19 protein-coding genes are annotated in these 18,664 nt (G+C 67.9%); all 19 read right to left on the bottom strand.

Going from position 1 to position 18,664, the window contains the following annotated elements; all coding sequences use genetic code 11:
• Positions 1-2 precede the first annotated feature (2 nt).
• The 19 genes from ACMZPQ_RS08285 to ACMZPQ_RS08195 all read right to left on the bottom strand — a co-directional run bounded on the left by ACMZPQ_RS08285 (position 3) and on the right by ACMZPQ_RS08195 (position 18,637).
• A complete protein-coding gene (locus ACMZPQ_RS08285) occupies positions 3-518 on the bottom strand; it encodes a flagellar basal body-associated FliL family protein (RefSeq protein WP_197584372.1) in 516 nt (171 codons plus the stop codon).
• 215 nt (positions 519-733) lie between these two features.
• The gene (locus ACMZPQ_RS08280; RefSeq protein ID WP_414485982.1) at positions 734-1,912 is read right to left on the bottom strand and encodes a flagellar hook-length control protein FliK; all 1,179 of its coding nucleotides are present in this window, start codon (positions 1,910-1,912) and stop codon (positions 734-736) included.
• Positions 1,912-2,394, bottom strand: coding sequence for a flagellar export protein FliJ (gene fliJ / locus ACMZPQ_RS08275; protein ID WP_197584161.1), 483 nt, complete (start codon positions 2,392-2,394; stop codon positions 1,912-1,914). Before fliJ ends, ACMZPQ_RS08280 begins: the two co-directional genes overlap by 1 nt.
• 3 nt (positions 2,395-2,397) lie before the next feature.
• On the bottom strand, positions 2,398-3,783 hold the full coding sequence (locus ACMZPQ_RS08270; protein WP_197584162.1) for a FliI/YscN family ATPase: 1,386 nt from the start codon (positions 3,781-3,783) through the stop codon (positions 2,398-2,400).
• A complete protein-coding gene (locus ACMZPQ_RS08265; RefSeq protein ID WP_197584164.1) occupies positions 3,780-4,421 on the bottom strand; it encodes a FliH/SctL family protein in 642 nt (213 codons plus the stop codon). The genes ACMZPQ_RS08270 and ACMZPQ_RS08265 overlap by 4 nt, the downstream gene beginning before the upstream one ends.
• Entirely contained in the window at positions 4,418-5,404 is a 987-nt protein-coding gene (gene fliG / locus ACMZPQ_RS08260; protein ID WP_024958226.1) for a flagellar motor switch protein FliG, read from the bottom strand. Before fliG ends, ACMZPQ_RS08265 begins: the two co-directional genes overlap by 4 nt.
• 7 nt (positions 5,405-5,411) lie before the next feature.
• Entirely contained in the window at positions 5,412-7,055 is a 1,644-nt protein-coding gene (fliF, locus tag ACMZPQ_RS08255) for a flagellar basal-body MS-ring/collar protein FliF (protein ID WP_197584167.1), read from the bottom strand.
• A gap of 13 nt (positions 7,056-7,068) precedes the next feature.
• A complete protein-coding gene (gene fliE, locus ACMZPQ_RS08250; protein ID WP_006443488.1) occupies positions 7,069-7,437 on the bottom strand; it encodes a flagellar hook-basal body complex protein FliE in 369 nt (122 codons plus the stop codon).
• A gap of 546 nt (positions 7,438-7,983) precedes the next feature.
• A complete protein-coding gene (locus ACMZPQ_RS08245) occupies positions 7,984-8,310 on the bottom strand; it encodes a hypothetical protein (protein ID WP_312647104.1) in 327 nt (108 codons plus the stop codon).
• A 172-nt stretch (positions 8,311-8,482) separates the two neighbouring features.
• Entirely contained in the window at positions 8,483-9,988 is a 1,506-nt protein-coding gene (locus ACMZPQ_RS08240; protein ID WP_197582859.1) for a sigma-54 dependent transcriptional regulator, read from the bottom strand.
• Positions 9,985-10,362 (bottom strand): response regulator, encoded by a 378-nt coding sequence (locus ACMZPQ_RS08235; protein ID WP_010485922.1) that lies wholly within the window; start codon positions 10,360-10,362, stop codon positions 9,985-9,987. Before ACMZPQ_RS08235 ends, ACMZPQ_RS08240 begins: the two co-directional genes overlap by 4 nt.
• 14 nt (positions 10,363-10,376) lie before the next feature.
• Positions 10,377-11,786: an RNA polymerase factor sigma-54 gene (gene rpoN / locus ACMZPQ_RS08230; protein ID WP_197582858.1), complete on the bottom strand. Its 1,410-nt coding sequence runs from the start codon at positions 11,784-11,786 to the stop codon at positions 10,377-10,379.
• Between the two features lie 400 nt (positions 11,787-12,186).
• The gene (locus ACMZPQ_RS08225) at positions 12,187-12,819 is read right to left on the bottom strand and encodes a response regulator (RefSeq protein ID WP_005413261.1); all 633 of its coding nucleotides are present in this window, start codon (positions 12,817-12,819) and stop codon (positions 12,187-12,189) included.
• A gap of 92 nt (positions 12,820-12,911) precedes the next feature.
• Entirely contained in the window at positions 12,912-13,490 is a 579-nt protein-coding gene (locus tag ACMZPQ_RS08220; RefSeq protein WP_197582856.1) for a PilZ domain-containing protein, read from the bottom strand.
• Positions 13,487-13,780 (bottom strand): hypothetical protein, encoded by a 294-nt coding sequence (locus ACMZPQ_RS08215; protein WP_197582855.1) that lies wholly within the window; start codon positions 13,778-13,780, stop codon positions 13,487-13,489. Before ACMZPQ_RS08215 ends, ACMZPQ_RS08220 begins: the two co-directional genes overlap by 4 nt.
• Positions 13,777-14,193, bottom strand: coding sequence for a flagellar export chaperone FliS (fliS, locus tag ACMZPQ_RS08210; protein WP_197582854.1), 417 nt, complete (start codon positions 14,191-14,193; stop codon positions 13,777-13,779). Before fliS ends, ACMZPQ_RS08215 begins: the two co-directional genes overlap by 4 nt.
• Positions 14,194-14,321: 128 nt before the next feature.
• Positions 14,322-15,740 (bottom strand): flagellar filament capping protein FliD, encoded by a 1,419-nt coding sequence (gene fliD / locus ACMZPQ_RS08205; RefSeq protein ID WP_197582853.1) that lies wholly within the window; start codon positions 15,738-15,740, stop codon positions 14,322-14,324.
• A gap of 441 nt (positions 15,741-16,181) precedes the next feature.
• Entirely contained in the window at positions 16,182-17,360 is a 1,179-nt protein-coding gene (locus ACMZPQ_RS08200; protein WP_197582852.1) for a flagellin, read from the bottom strand.
• 86 nt (positions 17,361-17,446) lie between these two features.
• Complete coding sequence (locus ACMZPQ_RS08195) at positions 17,447-18,637, bottom strand: flagellin (RefSeq protein ID WP_312646894.1); 1,191 nt, start codon at positions 18,635-18,637, stop codon at positions 17,447-17,449.
• Between the last annotated feature and the right edge of the window lie 27 nt (positions 18,638-18,664).

Here is an 18,664-nt window from a genome sequence, read left to right as displayed (position 1 = left end):
CCTTACTGGGTCACGAAGCTGGTGAACAGCAGATCGTCGGCGCCGTTGCTGCCGGTCTCGGCCTTGAGCACCTTCTGCACTTCGGCGAGCGAGGCGGCCTGCAGCTTCTGCTTGCCGGCGATATCGGCGATCTGGTCGGGGCTGACCTGCGAGAACAGCATCAGCAGGCGCGCCCGGATGGCCGGAGCGTGGGTCTTGATCGCTTCCAGCGCGGCCGGATCGCGGGTCATCAGCTGCACTTCCAGCTGCAGGTAGCGCGGGCCGTCGACCGGGCCGTTGAGGTTGACCACGAAGGCCGGGTCCAGCGCGAAGTACTGTGCCGGGGCCGGGGTCGTGCTCTTCTTCGGGGCCTGCTCGGCCTTTTCTTCGTGCTTGGACTGGGTGAAGAACCAGACACCGCCACCGGCGGCTGCGGCGGCCAGTACGGCCACCAAGGCGGTGATCAGGATCGGACTACGCGGCTTGGCGGCCTTGTCCTTCTCGGCGGTCTTCTTGGTTTTGTCAGCGGCTGCGGCCACGGGGTGAAGCTCCTGAGGGTTGCTTCACCGGGATATGCAAGGGGCGTGCCGAAGGCGGGGTGGAGGGGCGTGACGGAATTCCGTCGGGGTGCCGCGGGGCCGTGCGGAGCAAGCTCCGCACCCACCAACGAGATAGTGGCAGGTGCCAATCACCCCGCTCTGGTGGGTGCCAACCGCTCCGCTCTGGTGGGTGCCAACCTTGGTTGGCACCCCTGTCAGGCGTAGGCGTCCAACAGCCCGCGCTGGCGGATCAGCTGGGCGGAGGAGACGCTGGCGTCGCCCGGCGACGGTTCTCCGTCACCGGCCATTCCGCCGCCACCGGATGGGCCCGACGCATTGCCGTCACCGCCGGGCGGCTGGTGGCCGACATCGGCGTGGGCCAGCTGGAAGCCCTGTTCGCCCAGCAGCTCGCGCAGGCGCGGCAAGCTGCTTTCCAGCGCCTGGCGGACCTCGACGTGCGGGCTGCTGAAGCTGGCGTGCACCTTGTCGCCGTTCAACTGCAGGCGCACGTCGACCGGGCCCATGTCGTCCGGGCTGAGGCGGATGTGGGCGTGGCCGATCTTCTGGTCAGCCAGCCAGCCCAGGCGCGCCCCCATGGCCTGGTCGAAGCCGTCGTCGCCGAGCACAGGCTTTGGCGTCGGCTCGCCGTTGAAGACCGCAGCACCGGTGGCGAGCGCGGCCTTCAGCTCCTGCAGCGCTGCCGGCGCGGGGGCGTGCAGCAGCGGCGCGGTGGCGCGGTCGCCGATCGCGGCCAGGTCACCGCTATCGCCGCGATCGCTGCGCTTGCCGCCCGGCAGGATCATGTCCGGCAACGGCAACGCGGCGGCATCCGCGCCATCGCTGGACGGCGAGGTGGCGTTCGCTGCGGGTGCGGTGCCGGCCGAGGTTGCCGTGGCCGTGGCGGGCAGTGCGGGCGCGGAGGGGGGCACCGATGGCGCCGGGGCGTTGCTGTCCGCAGCGAGCGTTGGCGGGGCGGCGGTCGGCGGCAGGGCCGCCGGATCGATCGCGGCGGTCGCTGCAAGGGCAAGTCCGGCCAGGCCCAGTGGCGGCCAGGGCGCGTCGTCGGTCGCGACGGACGTGTCCTTGTCCTTGTCATTGCCGGCGGCGGTGGCGGTCGTTGGCTGCGCAGGCGGCACCGGCGCATCGCTGGCCACGCCGTCGGTATCCGGTGTGCGTTCGCCGGGTGCCTGGCCGTTGCCGTCTGCGTTCGCCGTCTGGCCCGGTGTGGAGGCAGCGGGCGCAGGTTTGCCGGTGGCCGCAGTCGCTGCGGCAGTGGCGCCAACCTGCAGCAGCTGGCCGAAATCCTTGCCGCTGTCATTGCGCGACGCGCGCGCTGTACCAGCGCCGGCATTCTGTGGCTGCGCGTTGGCGCTGCTGGCAAGCGGGGCCGGCATCACGAGCGGCCTCCCTGGTCGGTGCCTTCCTGGTCTTCAGCCTGCACCAGGCGCGCGCGGCGCGCGCCGATATCGTCCATCTCGCGCTGGTCGCGGCGGTCGGTCACCACCTTTTCCTGCGCACGGTAGCTGGCCGCCAGCTGTTCCAGCACGGCCTTGTCACGGCTGGCCAGGATCAATCGCGCGCGTTCGGCTTCGACCTTCTCACGGTTGCCATCCACCGTGCGCTGCTGCTGTTCCACCGCGCTGTCGAGACGATCGAGGAACGCGCGGCGATTGAGCAGCTGGGCCGGACTGGTCGCCGCCATCTGCGCGTTGGCCATCTGCTGCGTGGCGTATTCCTCGGCGTAGCGGCGCAGCTCGTCCAGGCGTGATAGATGGGTGTCGAGCGCGCGCTGGCGCTCGGCGAGGTCGCGGGCGACCGCGTCCTCGTGTTCCTGGGCCCGCTTGAGCAGGGGATCGATGCGCTTGGACTGGGTCATGGCTTAGCTCTCTTGTTCCACCAGGCGCTGCAGCGCCGCCTGGCTGTGCGGGAGATCGGCGGCCTTGGCAACGTCCTGGCCGAGGAACTCCATGATTTCCGGCCAGCGTTCCAGGGCTTCATCAGTGGCCGCGTCGTTGCCGCGCTGATAGGCACCGATGGCGATCAGGTCACGATTGGCCGAGTAGGCCGAGACCAGGCGCTTCAATTTGCGGATGCGCAGGCGCCACGGTTCGTCGGCGATTTCCGTGACCACGCGGCTGACCGACGATTCCACGTCGATGGCCGGGTACAGGCCGCTGTCGGCCACCCGGCGGGAGAGCAGGATGTGGCCGTCGAGGATCGCGCGCGCCGCATCGGCAATCGGGTCCTGCGGGTCATCGCCTTCGGTCAGCACGGTGTAGAACGCGGTGATCGAGCCACGGCCCTTGGCACCGTTGCCGGCGCGTTCGACCAGCGCCGGCAGCTTGGCGAATACCGACGGCGGATAGCCGCGGGTGGTCGGCGGCTCGCCCACCGACAGGCCGATCTCGCGTTGCGCCTGGGCGAAACGGGTCAGCGAATCCATCAGCAGCAGCACGTTCAGGCCCTGGTCGCGGAACCACTCGGCGATGGCGGTGGCGCGATAGGCACCATGCAGGCGCGCCAGCGGCGGTCGGTCGGCCGGGCTGGCCACCACCACCGCGCGACGCAGGCCTTCCTCGCCCAGAGTGCTTTCAACGAAGTCGCGTACTTCGCGGCCACGTTCGCCGATCAGGCCGACCACGATCACGTCGGCGGCGGTGTAGCGGGTCATCATGCCCAGCAGCGTCGATTTGCCGACGCCGGAGCCGGCGAACAGGCCGACACGCTGGCCACGGCCGATCGGCAGCAGCGCATTGATCGCACGCACGCCCACGTCCAGTGGTTGGGTGATCGGCTCGCGGGCCAGCGGATTGATCGATACGCCGGCCATGCCGACGTGGCCTTCGGCGCGGATCGGGCCCTTGCCGTCCAGCGGAACACCGTCGCTGTCGATGACGCGGCCGAGCAGGCCTTCGCCCACTTCCACGCCGCCACGGCGCGCCGAGGGCACCACCCGGGCATTGGGCAGCAGCCCGTGCAGCTCTGCACTGGGCATCAGGTAGGTACGTTCGCCGGCAAAGCCGACCACTTCGGCGTCGACCCAGCCGCCATCGACCACTTCGACCTTGCAGCTGGCGCCCAGCGGCGCCTCGCAGCCGACCGCTTCCAGGGTCAGCCCGACCGCGCGGCGCAGCACGCCCTCGCGGATCAGGCCGCGGCCATGGGTGGTATCCACGCGCAGGCCATCCAGGCGCCCGGCCAGGCGCAGGTTGCGGGCCACCGCCCAGTCGGCCGGTGGCGGAATCGGGTGCGGTTCGGGGGTCATGCGGTTGCTCCGGTCTGGCGGATCACTGCATCCAGCGCGCCGCGCAGGCGTGCCTCCAGGGTGCCGTCGATGCGCACGGCTTCGGCGTGCACGCGCAGATCGCCGCGGCTGAGGCTGGTATCGGGGACGAGTCGTTGCTGCGGCGGCAGGTTCAACAAGGGGGCGAGGGCAGCGATGTCGTCCGGGTGCAGGCGCACTTCCACCTCGCGGGTACTGCCGCCGACGGCGTCGATGGCCTCACCGACCAGCTGTGCCAGCAACGCCGGATCGGCTTCGTAGGCGCGCCCGACCAGGGCACCGGCGATGCGTACTGCCAGTTCGCCGAGCGCACCGACGACTTCATTCTCCAGCCGCACCAGCGGGCGGCTGAAGTTGTCGAGGATGCCTTCGATCTGCGCTGCAAGGCGGCGTACCTCGGCCTGTCCCTGCCCGTAGCCATCGGCGTGACCCTGCTGGAAGCCTTCCTTCTCGGCGTTGTCCTGGATCGCCTGGATTTCGTCCAGGGTCGGCAGCTGCAGCGGCGGTTCCGGCTCGTGGTCCGGATCGAGCCCGGTGAGCTCGAACACGTCCTCCGGTTCGCGCACCGGTTCGGGCTGGGCCAGGAGGTCAGGGGCCAGCCAGCGCACGACGTTGCTCACAGCATCGCCTCCGCGCTGCCACCGATGGTGACGGTGCCTTCATCGGCCATGCGCTTGACGATGGCCAGGATCTCGCGCTGCGCGCCTTCCACGTCGGACAGGCGTACCGGGCCACGGGCCTCCATGTCTTCCAGCAGGATTTCCGCCGCGCGCTGCGACATGTTGCGGGTGATCTTGTCGCGCACCTTGATGTCGGCGCCGCGCAGGGCCAGCCCCAGACGCTCGCCGCTCACTTCGCGCAGCACCAGCTGCATTTCGCGATCGTCCAGGTCGACCAGGTCGTCGAACACGAACATCAGGTCCTGGATGCGGTTGCTCAGCGGCGCGTCGATACGGGCGATCTCGCCCAGGATCGCCTGGTCCTGGCCGCTGTCCATGAAGTTCAGGATGTTGGCCGCGCACTGCACGCCGCCGATGTTGGACGACTTCAGGTTCTGGTTGCCGGCGAACTGGCGCTCCATGATCTCGTTGAGTTCATTCAGCGCGTTCGGCGGAATGCCATCGAGGGTGGCGATGCGCAGCAGCACGTCCACGCGGGTGCGGTCGGGCAGCAGCTTCAGCGCATCGGCGGCCTGATCTGTTTCCAGATGGGCCATCACGATGGCGATGATCTGCGGGTGCTCGTTGCGCACCAGGTCGGCCACCGCGCGCGGGTCCATCCACTTCAGTGCATCCAGGCCGGTGGTGTTGCGGCCGAGCAGGATGCGGTCGATCAGGTTGCCGGCCTTCTCGCTGCCCAGCGCCTGCACCAGCATGTTGCGGATGTAGTCGTCCGAGCCCACGCCCAGCGAGGTCTTCGAGCCCAGCTCCTGGCCGAACTGGTCCATCACCCGTTCCACCTGCTCGCGGGTGATGTCGGTCATGGTGGCCATGGCGATGCCGATCTTCTGCACTTCCTTGGGCTCCATGTGGCGCAGCACTTCGGCTGCGTCCAGTTCACCCAGGGAGAGCAGCAGCACGGCAGCACGCTGCACGCCGGTCAATTGAGCCTCAGTCATTGGCCACCCAGCCCTTGACCACCTGGGCCACGCGCTTGGAGTCGGTCTTCACGGCTTCACGCGCCATCCGCAGTCGTTCCTCATATGAATCCACCGGCAGGGCCAGTGCATCCGGCCCGCCCAGGCTGGCGCGGTCGGCGCCCAGCGCCGGCAGCGGCATGCCATCGTCATCCACCAGCTGCACGTCCGCGGTATGCGGCTCCAGTGCCTGCTCGTCGTTCTTCTTCTGGCCGGTGATCGCACGCAGCGCCGGGCGCAGCACGCCGAACAGCAGCGCCAGCACCACCACCGCGCCCAGCAGCATGCGGCCGGCATCATGCACCCACGGCAGCTCCCACCAGGCCGGGCCTTCGACCTGCGTGGTGTCACGCACGAACGGGGCGTTCATCACCGACACGGTGTCGCCACGCTCGGCGTTGAAACCGACCGCCTGCTTGACCAGCGCTTCGACGCGGGTCAGTTCGGCGGCCGACAGCGGCTGCGGCACAACCTTGCCGTTGGCACCGGCGCGCGGCACGTTGTCCACCAGCACCGCCACCGAGACGCGCTTGATGCGGCCGGCCGGCTGGCGGGTGTGCTGCAGGGTGCGGTCCAGCTCGTAGTTGCGGGTCGCGTTCTTGCTGCTTTCGGTCGGCGCCTGCGCGGTGGCCGGTGCGGCCTGCTGGCCCGGCGGGCTGTTGCTGGTCGCACCCGGTACGCCCTGCGGGCCCGGGGTGCTGGTGGTGTTCTCGCTCATCTGCTCGCTGCGCAGCTTCTGCGGCTCACCGTTGTAGAGCTCACGGGCCTCCTCGGTTACCGAGAAATCCATGTCCACGCTCACTTCCGGGTTGACCCGGCCGGGGCCGGTCATCGGCTCCAGCAGTTCGCGGATGCGCTGGTTGAACGAGGTCTCCTGCCGGCGTACCTGCTCGAACTGGGCGGCGTTGACCGCAGCCTCGCTGTTCGGATCGCTGACGCTGAGCATGCGCCCGCTCTGGTCGACCACGGTCACGCGTTCAGGCGCAAGGTCCGGGATGCTGGCCGCGACCATGTGCACGATGGCGTCGACCTGGCTGCGTTCCAGCTGCTGGCCGCCGCGCAGTTCCAGCGTCACCGAGGCGCTGGCCACGTCGCGCTGGCGGGTGAATGCGCTGGGCTTGGGAATGGCCAGGTGCACGCGCGAGTCGCGCACCGGGCGCAGTGTGTTGATGGTGCGCGACAGTTCGGTTTCCAGCGCGTGCTGGTAGCGCGCGCTTTCCACGAACTGGCTGACGCCGAAGCCGGGGTCGCGTTCCATCAGCTCGAAACCGAGCTTGCCGCTGTCGGTCAGGCCGGAGCCGGCCAGCTTCAGGCGGGCGTCGTGCAGGTTCTTTTCCGGCACGGTGATGCCGCCGGTGGCCGGGTCGAGGGCGAACGGAATCTGTGCGGCGCGCAGCAGGTCGGTCGCTTCAGCGGTCGCCTTCTGGTCCAGGCCGGTATACAGCGGGACCATGCCCGGCTTCTGCGACCAGAAGAACACGGACAGGCCTGCCGCCACCGCCACCGCGATCATCGCCATCAGGCCCAGCCGACGGGTGATCTGCAGACTCTGCAGGCGGTCGAACCATTGCCCGGCCTTCTCGGCGTTCAGGCTGTCCTTGGAGAGCGTCAGTGCCATGCGTCAACGTTCCTTACAGCGGCATGTTCATCACGTCCTGGTAAGCCTGGACGAGACGGTTGCGGACTTCCACGGTGGCGCGGAAGGCGATCTGGGACTGCTGCGAAGCGACCATCACCTTGGCGAGGTCGGCACTGGGGTCACCCATTTCGAAGGCCTTGGCCAGGGCGCCGGACTTCTGTTGCGCGTCGTTGACGCCGGCAATCGCTCCACGCAGGGTTTCGGTGAAGCTGGCGGGCTGGACCTGCGGCGCATCCAGCACCGTGCCCGGCAGGGCATTGCTACGCGGCGCTTCGGCCAGCGGATTGAGCGCCGCGGACTGTCCCACCTGGGTCTGGTAGGAGCGGATCTGGGAGAGGATCGAAGTGACGGAGTGGGACATCTGCAACGGTTCCAGAAACAGGGGATGGGGTTGTCTGCTGGAGCTTGTGCAAGTGCCGTGCCGAAACCGGTTTTCGATTCAGTGTCGTGAGGATGTGGGTGTGCTGGCAGGGCTGCGCCCTGCACCCTGGTAGTGCCGGCCGCTGGCCGGCAACCTCAACGTCAAAAGCGGGTGTGCTGAGGGTTGGCGGGTTGGGTCCGGTTGCGGGGGACGCCGTAAACCCGTCCTTGGGGGCTTGGCCGCGGCATCCATGCCGCGGACACCCCCGCAACCGGACCCACCCCGCCTTCGACAGTTTCCTGCGATCTGACGGGCGGGCATGGGCTGCTCTTGGTGGGTGTCGACCTTGGTCGACACTGATCGGATGGGGTCAGATCCCGTTGCAACGCAACGGGCTCTGACCCCAATGGTGGCGCCATTTAACCGGCGTCGGTTTTCTGGCCTAGGGCTGCAGAGTCCAGTGGCCGGAATTCTGGCGCTGGCGGGGTGCGATGGGGCCGTCGTGCTGGGTGTAGATGAAGCGGCCCTGGCGGTCGCCCAGGCAGGTCAGCAGCAGGGTGTAGCGGGCAGGGTGTAGCGGGCAGGGCCGGCCCGGTGGGCTTCGGTCATCCGGATCTCGGCGACGTGCGGGGCCAGGCGCTGGTAGCGGTAGCTGCCGCTGAAGCGGAGGTCGGTGCCGAGGATGTCCAGCACGTAGCGGCTGCCGGCAAAGCTGACCTGCACCATGCGGCCGGCATTGGGGTTGTCCGGTGCGTACAGCGGGTCGCTGAGGTTGGTGAACTGGCGTTGATCCAGCGTGGCGGGAAGCGTGCAGTCGGCGGCGCTGGCAATGCCGGGGCAGAGCAGGGCGGCGAACAGGCTGAGGCGATGCATGGTGGGACCTCCTTGGGATGTCCTTGCCATGCTCCGCATTGCAGCAGCGTTGTCTTTGGGAAAACGTGCAAATGAAACGGGGTCAGATCCCTTTCAGCAGGAAAGGGATCTGGAAACACCAACGCCCGGGCAAGCCCAGGCGTTGGTGCCCCCTTCATGCTGGTGACGCGGTTCAGCCGGCCAGTTCGGCCTGCTCGCGTTCGATGCCGTACTTGCGAAGCTTTTCCACCAGGGTGGTGCGGCGCAGGCCAAGCAGCTGGGCGGCGTGGGCGACTACGCCCTGGGTGCGTTCCAGGGCTTCGTTGATCAGGCCCAGTTCGATGTTGGCCATGTGGTTGCGCAGGTCCATGCCTTCGTCGGGCAGTGCCGCCGGGGCGGCAGCGCGATTGACCGCGATGCCATGCTCCAGCGCCGGCTGGCCGCCGCTGCCCGGGGTATGGAACGAGAAGCTGCGCAGGTCCAGGCGTTCTTCGCTGGGGACGGGCTGCACCGGAGCCGGTGCGGCCACTGGCGCCAGTGCGGCGTCGCCACGGTAGCGCGCCGGCAGGTCCTGCACGCGCACCGAGCCACCCGGGTGCAGCACCGCCAGGCGCTCGACCAGGTTGGTCAGCTCGCGCACGTTGCCCGGCCATTCGTAACCGGCCAGGGCCTGCAGGGCCTCGGCGGTGAAGCGCACTTCGCCACGGCCGGTACGCGCCAGCTGCGCGGCGATGGTTTCCACCAGGGCCGGCAGGTCCTCGCGGCGCTCGCGCAGGGCCGGCACGTCGATCGGGAACACATTGAGGCGGTAGAACAGATCCTCGCGGAACTTGCCTTCGGCGATGCGGGTTTCCAGGTCGCGGTGGGTTGCGGCGACGACCCGCACATTGCAGCGGATGGTCTGGTTGCCACCCACGCGCTCGAAGCTGCGCTCCTGCAGCACGCGCAGCAGCTTGACCTGCATCGGCAGGCTCATGTCGCCGATTTCGTCGAGCAGCAGGGTGCCGCCCTCGGCCATTTCGAAACGGCCCTTGCGTGCGGTGAGCGCGCCGGTGAACGCGCCTTTTTCGTGGCCGAACAGTTCGCTTTCCAGCAGGTCGGCCGGAATGGCGCCGCAGTTGATCGCCACGAACGGGCCGTCACGGCGCGGCGAGCGCTGGTGGATGGCGCGCGACACCACTTCCTTGCCGGTACCCGATTCGCCCAGCACCAGCACGGTGGTATCGAACGCGGCGACCTGCTCGATCATGGTGCGCAGTTCGGTGACGGCCGGGCCGTTGCCGGTCGGACCCTGCTCCTGCACGGCACCGGCCTGGTGCTCGGCATCCAGGCGCTTGAGGCTGGCGCGACGCAGCAGGGCTTCCATCTGGGCGTGGCGCAGTGGGGTCTCCAGCGGCCAGATGTTGGCCTCGTGCAGGCCGTGCTGCTGCGCAAAGGCAGAGGCATCGCCGTCGGCCAGCAGTACCGGCGGCGGCAGGCTGCTGCCGCCGAGCCAGTGGTACAGCGCAGTGCTGGCGGCGCTGTCATCCAGGCTGCCGACGATCACCGCCATCCAGTCGTTCTGGCGCTGGCGGCCCAGGTCGAAATCGGCCGCGTCGGAGACCCAGCGCGGGTTGAAGTCCATGAATTCCAGCAGGGCAACGGTGCGCTCGGCACGCACGGCGTCGTTGTCCAGTACAAGGATGCGCGATTCGCTCACGATCGATCCTCCCTGAGGCCTTCCAGGATCGGCATGACTTCCTGGATGTAGGACAGCTTGCTGACGAAATTGTCGGCGCCGGCGCGCAGCGCGTGTTCGCGGTGCTCGGCGTCGTCGAAGTGGCTGGCGATCACGATGTACGGTGCGTCGTCCTGCGACTTGATCAGGCGGGTGGCCTGCAGGCCGCCCATTTCCGGCATGGCCAGGTCCATCAGTACCACCTGCGGGCGCAGCGTTTCCGAGCGCTCGATCGCTTCCAGGCCGTTGCCGGCACTGCCGACGATCTGCAGCCAGTCGATCTTGCGGAAATGGCGCATCGCCGCGTTGATGAAGCCCTCGTGGTCATCGACCAGCAGGACCGTAAGCTTGTTCATGTCCAACATCCTTTTCAGCCCACCCGGGCCAGCTGCGGTTGCCTGGCCCCGAGCCGGCGCCGTTCACGGGCCGGGGCGATGTCCAGTTGTTCCCGGTATTTTGCGACGGTTCGGCGGGCAATGTTCACCCCCTGGCGCGACAACAGCCCGGCGATCGCTTCATCGGCCAGCGGCCGGCCGGCCGGTTCGGCATCGATCAGGCGCCGAACCATGGCCTTGACCGCCTGGCCGGAGACGCTGGCGCCTTCCAGGCGCACGGCGAAGAAGTGCTTCAGTTCGAACGTGCCACGCGGGGTCTGCAGGAACTTGCCGGTGGTGATGCGCGAGACGGTGGACTCGTGCATGCCGATTTCCTCGGCCACTTCCTTCAGGGTCAGCGGCGCCATGGCCTCCTCGCCGCGCACCAGGAAAGCGGCCTGGCGCTCGACGATCACCCGCGCGGTCCGCAGCAGGGTGTCGTAGCGCATCGACAGGCCGCGGCTGAACCAGCGCGCTTCCTGCAGCATTTCGCGCAGGGCCGGTGCGGCGTCGCTGCTGTCGGCCAGCGCCTGTTCGTACTGGCTGTTGATCGACACGCGGCGGCTGGTGGCCGGGTTCAGTGCCACCTTCCACTGCTCGTCGGCGTGCCAGGCGACCACGTCCGGCACGACCACAGCGTTGCGCTCGGGCAACAGGCTGTCGCCCGGGCGCGGCTGCAGCGAGAGGATCAGGCGGACGGCTTCGCGCACGTCGTCGATCTCGGCGTCGTGCTGTCGGGCGAGGGCGGGGTAGTCGTGCGCAGCCAGCGCGTCGAGCGCGCCGTCCAGGATGCGGGCGGCCAGGTGACGGGCCGGCACCACGCCGTGCAGGCTGCGCAGCTGCGCCTGCAGGCCCTCGCGCAGATCCTGCGCGGCCATGCCGGCCGGTTCGCCGTGCAGCAACTGCTGGCGGATGGCCTCCACGCCGTCGGCGGCAATGTCGAACTGGGCGCTGGCCAGCAGCTGCAGCTGCGCCAGCGGCGCCTGCAGGTAGCCGGCTTCGTCGCAGTGGTCCAGCCAGAAGGCGGCGACCGCCAGCTGACGGTCGTCCATGTCCAGCGACAGGCGCTGCAGCACGCGCAGCTGCGGGTCGGTGGATTCGCCGGCGGCGATGCGCGCCATGCGGTCGTCGTCGCCGTCCTGCCAGCTGGCGCCGGCCACCTCCCACATGGAGGCCTCGGGCAGCTCGTCGAACGCCGCGGTTTCCAGTGTGGTGGTGCTGGCCTCGGTGGCCTCGGTGGCGGGGGCTTCGGCCTCTTCGATCTCCAGCAGCGGGTTGGAGTCCAGCAGGCGCTGGATTTCCTGTTCCAGGTGCAGGCCGTCGAGCTGCAGCAGCCGGATCGACTGCAGCAGCTGCGGGGTGAGGTGAAGTTGTTGGCCCAGCTGGGTCGAGAGTGCAGCCTTCATCGTGGTTCCCCGGCACCGCTCCCCGGCGCCTTGTGGAACGCATCTTGCTTTTCATCCGGCGGGGGCGGAATCAGGGGGTTCCTGAGGGCCTTCATGGAAGTCCCGACAGGATGTAAGGATTTCCCCTACATAAGCGCGGGATGTTGACGATGGCCGCCGCCAAGTCATTGATTCGTGGTGGCGATCCTGCCGTGCTCGCCACGCGGCGTGTACGGATTCCTGTCAGGGCCTGTCAGGGTGACGGGAATTCGTCGCCGATGCAGGGTGTCGAGCTTTGGTAGCGTCGACTGTCAGTCGACTGCTCTCCGATCAGGCCAATGAAAAATCCCGCGCTCCGCGCGCAAGTCGACTGACAGTCGACTCTACCGGACATTTTTCCGCCGACCACCGCGGGCGCAGATCATTCCAGCTCGTGCTGGTGGCGGGCGGCCAGCAGCAACAGATCGTTGGCGCGGCGGCAGCCCAGCGACTCCATCATGCGTGCGCGATGGGTCTCTACTGTCTTGACGCTGATGCCGAGGTCGGCGGCGATTTCCTTGTTGCTTTCGCCCTTGCCGATACGCCGCAGGATCTCGCGTTGGCGCGGTGACAGCGCGGCGATACCGGTGGGCTTCTCGCGGCCCAGCATGGGCGCCAGCATCTTGGCCGAGATCTGCGGGCTGAGGAACACCTGGCCGGCGTGCGCGGCGCGCAATGCCAGCTCAAGCTCCTGCGGCGCCGCGTCTTTGACCACGAAGCCCACTGCGCCGCGATCGAGTGCATCGCGCACATGTGCTGCGTCGTCGTGCATGGTCATCATCACCACCCGGGTACCAGGGGCGCGCAGGCGGATGTCACTGAGCGCTTCCAGGCCGGTGCGTCCGGGCAACGACAGATCCATCAGGACCACATCCGGCGCGTGCTGCAGGGCCAGCTGCAGCGCCTGTTCGGCATTGCTGGCCTCGGCAACCAGCTGCACGTCGGCAAACCCCTGCAGCAGCCGCGCCAGGCCGGCGCGGACCAGGGTGTGATCGTCGACGATGAGAACTCGCACAGGCACGCAACTGGTCCGTGTAGGGGAGTCCACCTTAACTTAGCTGAACGGGCGCGCCAAGCGTCGTCCGTCCTGCGCAGGCGTGACCGGTTTCAGCGCGCCCGGCGGGCCTCGGCCACCTGGCGGCGATGCAGGCGGAAAAGATGGCGCTCCATGGCCATTTCCAGGCCGTCGCCGAGGCGCTGGAAGCGCAGCCAGAGGTAGTGGCCGCCACCGCCGTCCGCCGCTTCGGCGATGACTTCCACCGGCAGATCGATATGGTCGGGCAACCAGTCGCTGGGCTGCAGCCTGACCACGCCCGCCTGGCCGGCGCTGGCGCCGCTGCGCGGGCCAAGCTGCAGGCGGATGCCGCGGCGCGACCAGCGCACCGGGCGCAGGGTCAGCTCCTGGCCCTGCTGGCGAACCAGCCGGCCGAGCAGCACCATCGCCAGATCCAGCTTCGCTTCCAGCCGCTGCAACTGCAGGCTTGCTTCGTTGCGTTCATCGTGTTCGTCAACGCGGCTGTCTTCGACCAGCGCCAGGCTGCGCAGCAGGCCTTCGGCGCTGCTGGTGCGACCGGCGCCGTTGCCTGCCTGGAACTCGGCCGGCAACGCCAGCTCGCAGCTGAGCGTCTCGTCGAACAACTCGCTTTCAGCGGGATGGTGCAGCGACGTGGTCGGCAGTGAGGTCATGCCAGCGATTCTGCCTGCAGGTAAGCATGCGCCGCGCGAAGGGAGCGCTGCCCATCATTGATCAGTGCGGCCACCGCATCGCGGCGCTGGCGCAGCAGCCCCAGCAGGTTCTGCTGGCGTTCGAACAGCGCCGTCAGCGGGGCGTGGTCGGCTGAGGTCAGCGGCTGGCTGAGCAGGGCGTGCAGGGCGCTGTCGTGGCCGTCGAGCAGGCTGTCGGCCTGATCGAGCGTGTCCTCACCCAGTGCCTTCTCGAATGCGTCCAGCTGTGCGTGCAGTTCGTGCAGGCTCATCGTGCCACCGCGGCCGGACGGCGCTGTTCGTGCGGGATCGCGTTCCAGGCGCTGTCGATCTCGCCCAGCAGCTGCAGCGATTCGTCGAGGGCGGCGCGGTCGTTGTGCAGGTTCGCTTCGGTCAAGCGCTGCAGCACGTAGTCGTACAGTGCCGACAGGTTGCCGGCGATCTCGCCACCGGCCTCATGGTCCAGCGAGCCGTTGAGGTGGCCGACGATCGCACAGACCTCGCCGATCGCCTTGCCCTTGCCGGCCTGGTCGCCACGCTCGAGGCTGGCCTGGGCCCGCCGCACGCGCTCCAGCGCGCCGGCCAGCAGCATCGCCACCAGCTTGTGCGGATCGGCATCGGCGACCGCACTGGTCACCCCCACCTGGCGGTACTGCTCGGCATATTGACGGCTGGGACCGTACATTCGTGATTCTCCTTGCGCTGGGTGCCGCCGGGCGATCGAGGTGACCGGTGCCGACGGCGCGGCGATGATTGCTGTTGCGTCCGTTATCGGTGCGTTGCACGCCAAACTTGAGCGTTGCGCGTAGACCTTCAGCGGTTCAGCTGTGCCAGCTGCTGCTGCAGTGCGGTGTTGCTCTGCTGCAGCTTGCCCATCAGGCTGTCCAGCGCCAGGAACTGCTTCTTGTAGCGCTCTTCCACGCTCTTCATGCGCGTGTCCAGGTCCTTGCGGCGCTTGTCGATGTTGTCCAGCGTAGTGTTCAGGCCCTTGGTGCGGGCCACGAACGCGCCTTCCTTGCCGACGGTGGTGCTGACATAGCCGTCGACCATCGTGTAGAGCGTGCCTGCGCCGCCGGTGTCGCCGGTGATGGCCGAGCGGATCTTTTCAGGCTGGCTGGCCAGTGCAGCGGCAAACTTGGTGGTGTCGAGCACCAGGCTGCCGTCGGCGTTGGGATAACCGCGCGTCTGCAGGCCCAGCACCTTCGGGTCCAGGCCGTCGGCGGAAAGCGCCTTCAGCACGCCCGACATCATCGAACGCAGCTGGCTGGAGGCACCACGCATCTGCGCGTCGCCGGTCAGGGTGGCAGCTTCCTTGGTCTTGGCGTCGTACTTGGTTTCGGTGTTGATCGCCGCGATCGCTGCGTTGTACGCGGTCACGAACTCCTGCATCACCTTGGTGGCGGCGCCCGTATCGGTACTGATCACGACCGTGCTCTTGCCGGGCACCTTCAGGTTCAGGGTCAGGCCCGGCACCGCATCTGCCACGGTGTTGCTGGCACTGACCACCTTGACGCCATCGATGGTCAGTTCGGCGTCCGCCGCGGCGGTGTTCTGTTTCAGGCTGCCGACCAGTGCGCCCAGCTTGGGGTCACTGCCGCCGTATTCCAGCTTGATCGCATTGGCGGCGCCGGTCTTCTCCTGGGCGATCGACAGGTACTGGTTGTCGCCGGAGGTGATCAATGTGGCCTGCACGCCTTCCTTGCGGCCAGCGGCATCGATCTTGTTGCGGATGGTGGTCAGCGTGTCGCCGTCCTCCACCGCCACGTTCATGGTCTTGGCCTTGTCGCCCACGCCGACGGTCAGCGTCAAGGTTCCGGCGCCGAAGGTGTCGGTCTTCGGGAACGAGGTGTCGGCAATCAGCTTGTGCGCCGTGGCGAGGGATGTCACCTCCACCTGGTGCGTGCCGTTGGAGGCGGCCGCCTTGGTCGTGCCCAGATCGTACAGCGCCACCGACGCGGTCAGCACATCCTCGGTGTTGGCGGGCTGTGCCTTGCCGCTGGCGGTCACGGTACGGGTATCGAAGGCGGTGGTGGCCTTCAACGCGGTCAGTGCGGTTTTCAGCTTGTCGAAGGCCGCAGTGACGGTGCCGATCGACGACAGCTGCATCTTGGCTTTGGACTGCTGCAGGTTCAGCGCATTGTCGGCCGGCTTGCGGTCTGCTGCGACCAGCTGGTTGACGATGCTGGAGATATCCAGTCCCGAGCCGATGCCACCGTATCCAAAGTCTGCCACGTCGTTTCTCCTGGTATACGGGCCGGCCCGCCGTGCGGTGGCCCGTCGTCAACGAAAATAGCGGCCTGCGCCGCTGGGTCTTGAGGACTTCGTTGATGCATGCGCCGTGCCAATGGTCTGGCGCGGGTTCTGGCACGCAGGTTGCAGGAGGGTTGGGGCAGGGTGCGGGTGGGTTCACCGCGGGCTGCCGGGGGTCTGCAAAAAACCCTCCCCCAATGCAGGGGAGGGATCAGGCTACTGACAATCGGGGGGAGACGAAGCCGCCCGGTACGTACAGTCAAAAGTACAGCGCTGAAAGAGAGGTCCGCAGGAGCGGGCGATGCCAAGCCGGTTCGGGAGGGTTCCCGGGCCGGGCATGGCCCGCGCCTTCGTGCATCGTGGCTTCCGGGTTGCCGCCGCCGTCGGTTCAACCCGACGGCAGCGGCGCCTTCTTGCCGTGGATCAGCGCAGCAGGCTGAGCACGCCCTGCGGCACCTGGTTGGCCTGGGCCAGCATGGCCGTACCGGCCTGCTGCAGGATCTGGGTGCGGGTCAGTTCGGCGGTTTCCTTGGCGAAGTCGGTGTCCTTGATGCGGCTACGCGACGCCGACAGGTTTTCCGACGAGGTCTGCAGATTGGCCACGACCGAGGTGAAGCGGTTCTGGATCGCACCGAGGTCGGCGCGGGTGCTGTTGATCGCACCCAGGGCCTTGTCGACCACTTCCAGCGCCTGCTGGGCGCCGAGCACGGTGCTCACGTCCAGCTTCTGCACGTTGGCGGCGGTGTCGGTGCCGGCGGTGTACGCACCGGCGGCAGCCTTGGCGCTCCACACGCCGGTCGCGGCGGTCAGATCGCTGCGCTCAAGCGCGATGTCGGCGGCGACGACAGCCTTGCCTTCCTTCACCGAGCTCAGCTTCATCGTGCCGTCGGCATTGGCTTCGGCGTAGATGCCGGCCTCACCGATCTTGGCGTTGATCGCGGTGGCGACGGCCTTCGAAGCATCGGCCGTGGTTGCACCGGCCTTCAGTTCGACGGTGCCGATGTCCACGCCCATCACCTTGCCGGTGATGCGTGCACCGTCGGTGCTGGCGACCAGTGCGTCAGTGCCACCGGTTGCGAAGGTCGCGGTGCCCAGCGAGCCCGCCTTGGCGTCGATGGTCTTGTCGATGGCGATCGACTGGCCGGCGTTGGCGCCGACCTGGAACAGCTGGCTGGAGAACGAACCGTCCAGCAGCTTGGTGCCGTTGAAGTCCGACTGCTTGGCGACGCGGTCGATTTCCGAGACCAGCTGGGTCACTTCGGCCTGCAGCGCCTTGCGGTCGCTGGCCGAGTTGGTGGCGTTGGAGGCCTGCACCGACAGCTCGCGGACGCGCTGCAGGTTGTTGCCGATTTCGGTCAGCGAGCCTTCGGCGACCTGGGCCAGCGAGATGCCGTCGTTGGCGTTGCGGATGGCAACGTCGGTGCCGCGGATCTGCGTGCCGAAGCGCTCGGAGATCGCCAGGCCGGCGGCGTCGTCCTTGGCGCTGTTGATGCGCGAACCGGAGGACAGGCGCTGGATGGTGGTGGCCAGCGAGCTGCCGCTGGTGCTCAGGTTGCGCTGAGCATTCAGGGACATGGTGTTGGTGTTGATGACTTGTGCCATGGTGCTTTTCCTTTGGCGAAGGTGAAACGTGTTTCAGGATCCGGGCGCCGCCTCATGCGGCGCCCGGAGGTCGATCAGAGAGCGGATCAGCGCAGCAGGCTGAGCACGCCCTGCGGCACCTGGTTGGCCTGGGCCAGCATGGCCGTACCGGCCTGCTGCAGGATCTGGGTGCGGGTCAGCTCGGCGGTTTCCTTGGCGAAGTCGGTGTCCTTGATGCGGCTGCGCGATGCCGACAGGTTTTCCGACGAGGTCTGCAGGTTGGCCACGACCGAGGTGAAGCGGTTCTGGATCGCACCGAGGTCGGCGCGGGTGCTGTTGATCGCACCCAGGGCCTTGTCGACGATTTCCATCGCCTGCTGGGCGCCCTTCACGGTGCTGACGTCCAGGTCGCCGGCGTACTTGGCAGCCGGTGCCGCAGCAGCGGTGGTGGCGGTGAAGGTCGGCGCGGTGGCGCCGGTCCAGGTGCCCGGGGTGGCGGTGATGGCCTTGAACGAACCATCGGCATTGACGCTGTCCTTGACCGAAGTCAGGGTGACGCCGGCAGTGCCGTTCACTTCGGCATAGACGCCGGTTTCGCCGATCTTGGCGTTGATCGCGGTCACCAGCGCTTCACGCGAGGCCTTGCCGGTGGCAGCGGCGTCGGCGCCCTGCTTGACCGAGACGTCGGCGATGGCCACACCGTTGATGGACAGGCCGGAGGTGCTGAAGTCAGCGTTGGTGCCCGGATCGGCCAGAGCGAGCGAGTTGGTGTCGAACTTGGCACCGCCCAGGGCGTTGGCCTTGGCGTCGATGGTCTTGTCGATGGCAATGGCCTGGCCGGCGTTGGCACCGACCTGGAACAGCTGGCTGGAGAACGAACCGTCCAGCAGCTTGGTGCCGTTGAAGTCCGACTGCTTGGCGACGCGGTCGATTTCCGAGACCAGCTGGGTCACTTCGGCCTGCAGCGCCTTGCGGTCGCTGGCCGAGTTGGTGGCGTTGGAGGCCTGCACCGACAGCTCGCGGACGCGCTGCAGGTTGTTGCCGATTTCGGTCAGCGAGCCTTCGGCGACCTGGGCCAGCGAGATGCCGTCGTTGGCGTTGCGGATGGCAACGTCGGTGCCGCGGATCTGCGTGCCGAAGCGCTCGGAGATCGCCAGGCCGGCGGCGTCGTCCTTGGCGCTGTTGATGCGCGAACCGGAGGACAGGCGCTGGATGGTGGTGGCCAGCGAGCTGCCGCTGGTGCTCAGGTTACGCTGAGCATTCAACGACATCGTATTGGTGTTGATGACTTGTGCCATGAGGAGAGGTCCTTGAGCGGTTGCACG

Origin of the sequence: Stenotrophomonas maltophilia, assembly GCF_047497515.2 — a bacterium.
GTDB lineage: Bacteria > Pseudomonadota > Gammaproteobacteria > Xanthomonadales > Xanthomonadaceae > Stenotrophomonas.
Note: the sequence above shows the minus strand (reverse complement) of the source record. Positions and strands in the feature narration are given on the sequence as shown.

What these genes read in the sequence shown, in the direction of transcription:
- fliJ (WP_197584161.1), bottom strand. Translation starts at nt 2,394, where the DNA reads ATGACCCAGTCCAAGCGCATCGATCCCCTGCTCAAGCGGGCCCAGGAA.
- fliS (WP_197582854.1), bottom strand. Translation starts at nt 14,193, where the DNA reads ATGTACGGTCCCAGCCGTCAATATGCCGAGCAGTACCGCCAGGTGGGG.
- ACMZPQ_RS08200 (WP_197582852.1), bottom strand. Translation starts at nt 17,360, where the DNA reads ATGGCACAAGTCATCAACACCAACACCATGTCCCTGAATGCTCAGCGC.
- rpoN (WP_197582858.1), bottom strand. Translation starts at nt 11,786, where the DNA reads ATGAAGGCTGCACTCTCGACCCAGCTGGGCCAACAACTTCACCTCACC.
- ACMZPQ_RS08235 (WP_010485922.1), bottom strand. Translation starts at nt 10,362, where the DNA reads ATGAACAAGCTTACGGTCCTGCTGGTCGATGACCACGAGGGCTTCATC.
- ACMZPQ_RS08215 (WP_197582855.1), bottom strand. Translation starts at nt 13,780, where the DNA reads ATGAGCCTGCACGAACTGCACGCACAGCTGGACGCATTCGAGAAGGCA.
- fliF (WP_197584167.1), bottom strand. Translation starts at nt 7,055, where the DNA reads ATGGCACTGACGCTCTCCAAGGACAGCCTGAACGCCGAGAAGGCCGGG.
- ACMZPQ_RS08220 (WP_197582856.1), bottom strand. Translation starts at nt 13,490, where the DNA reads ATGACCTCACTGCCGACCACGTCGCTGCACCATCCCGCTGAAAGCGAG.
- ACMZPQ_RS08280 (WP_414485982.1), bottom strand. Translation starts at nt 1,912, where the DNA reads ATGCCGGCCCCGCTTGCCAGCAGCGCCAACGCGCAGCCACAGAATGCC.
- fliE (WP_006443488.1), bottom strand. Translation starts at nt 7,437, where the DNA reads ATGTCCCACTCCGTCACTTCGATCCTCTCCCAGATCCGCTCCTACCAG.
- ACMZPQ_RS08195 (WP_312646894.1), bottom strand. Translation starts at nt 18,637, where the DNA reads ATGGCACAAGTCATCAACACCAATACGATGTCGTTGAATGCTCAGCGT.
- ACMZPQ_RS08245 (WP_312647104.1), bottom strand. Translation starts at nt 8,310, where the DNA reads ATGCATCGCCTCAGCCTGTTCGCCGCCCTGCTCTGCCCCGGCATTGCC.
- ACMZPQ_RS08270 (WP_197584162.1), bottom strand. Translation starts at nt 3,783, where the DNA reads ATGACCCCCGAACCGCACCCGATTCCGCCACCGGCCGACTGGGCGGTG.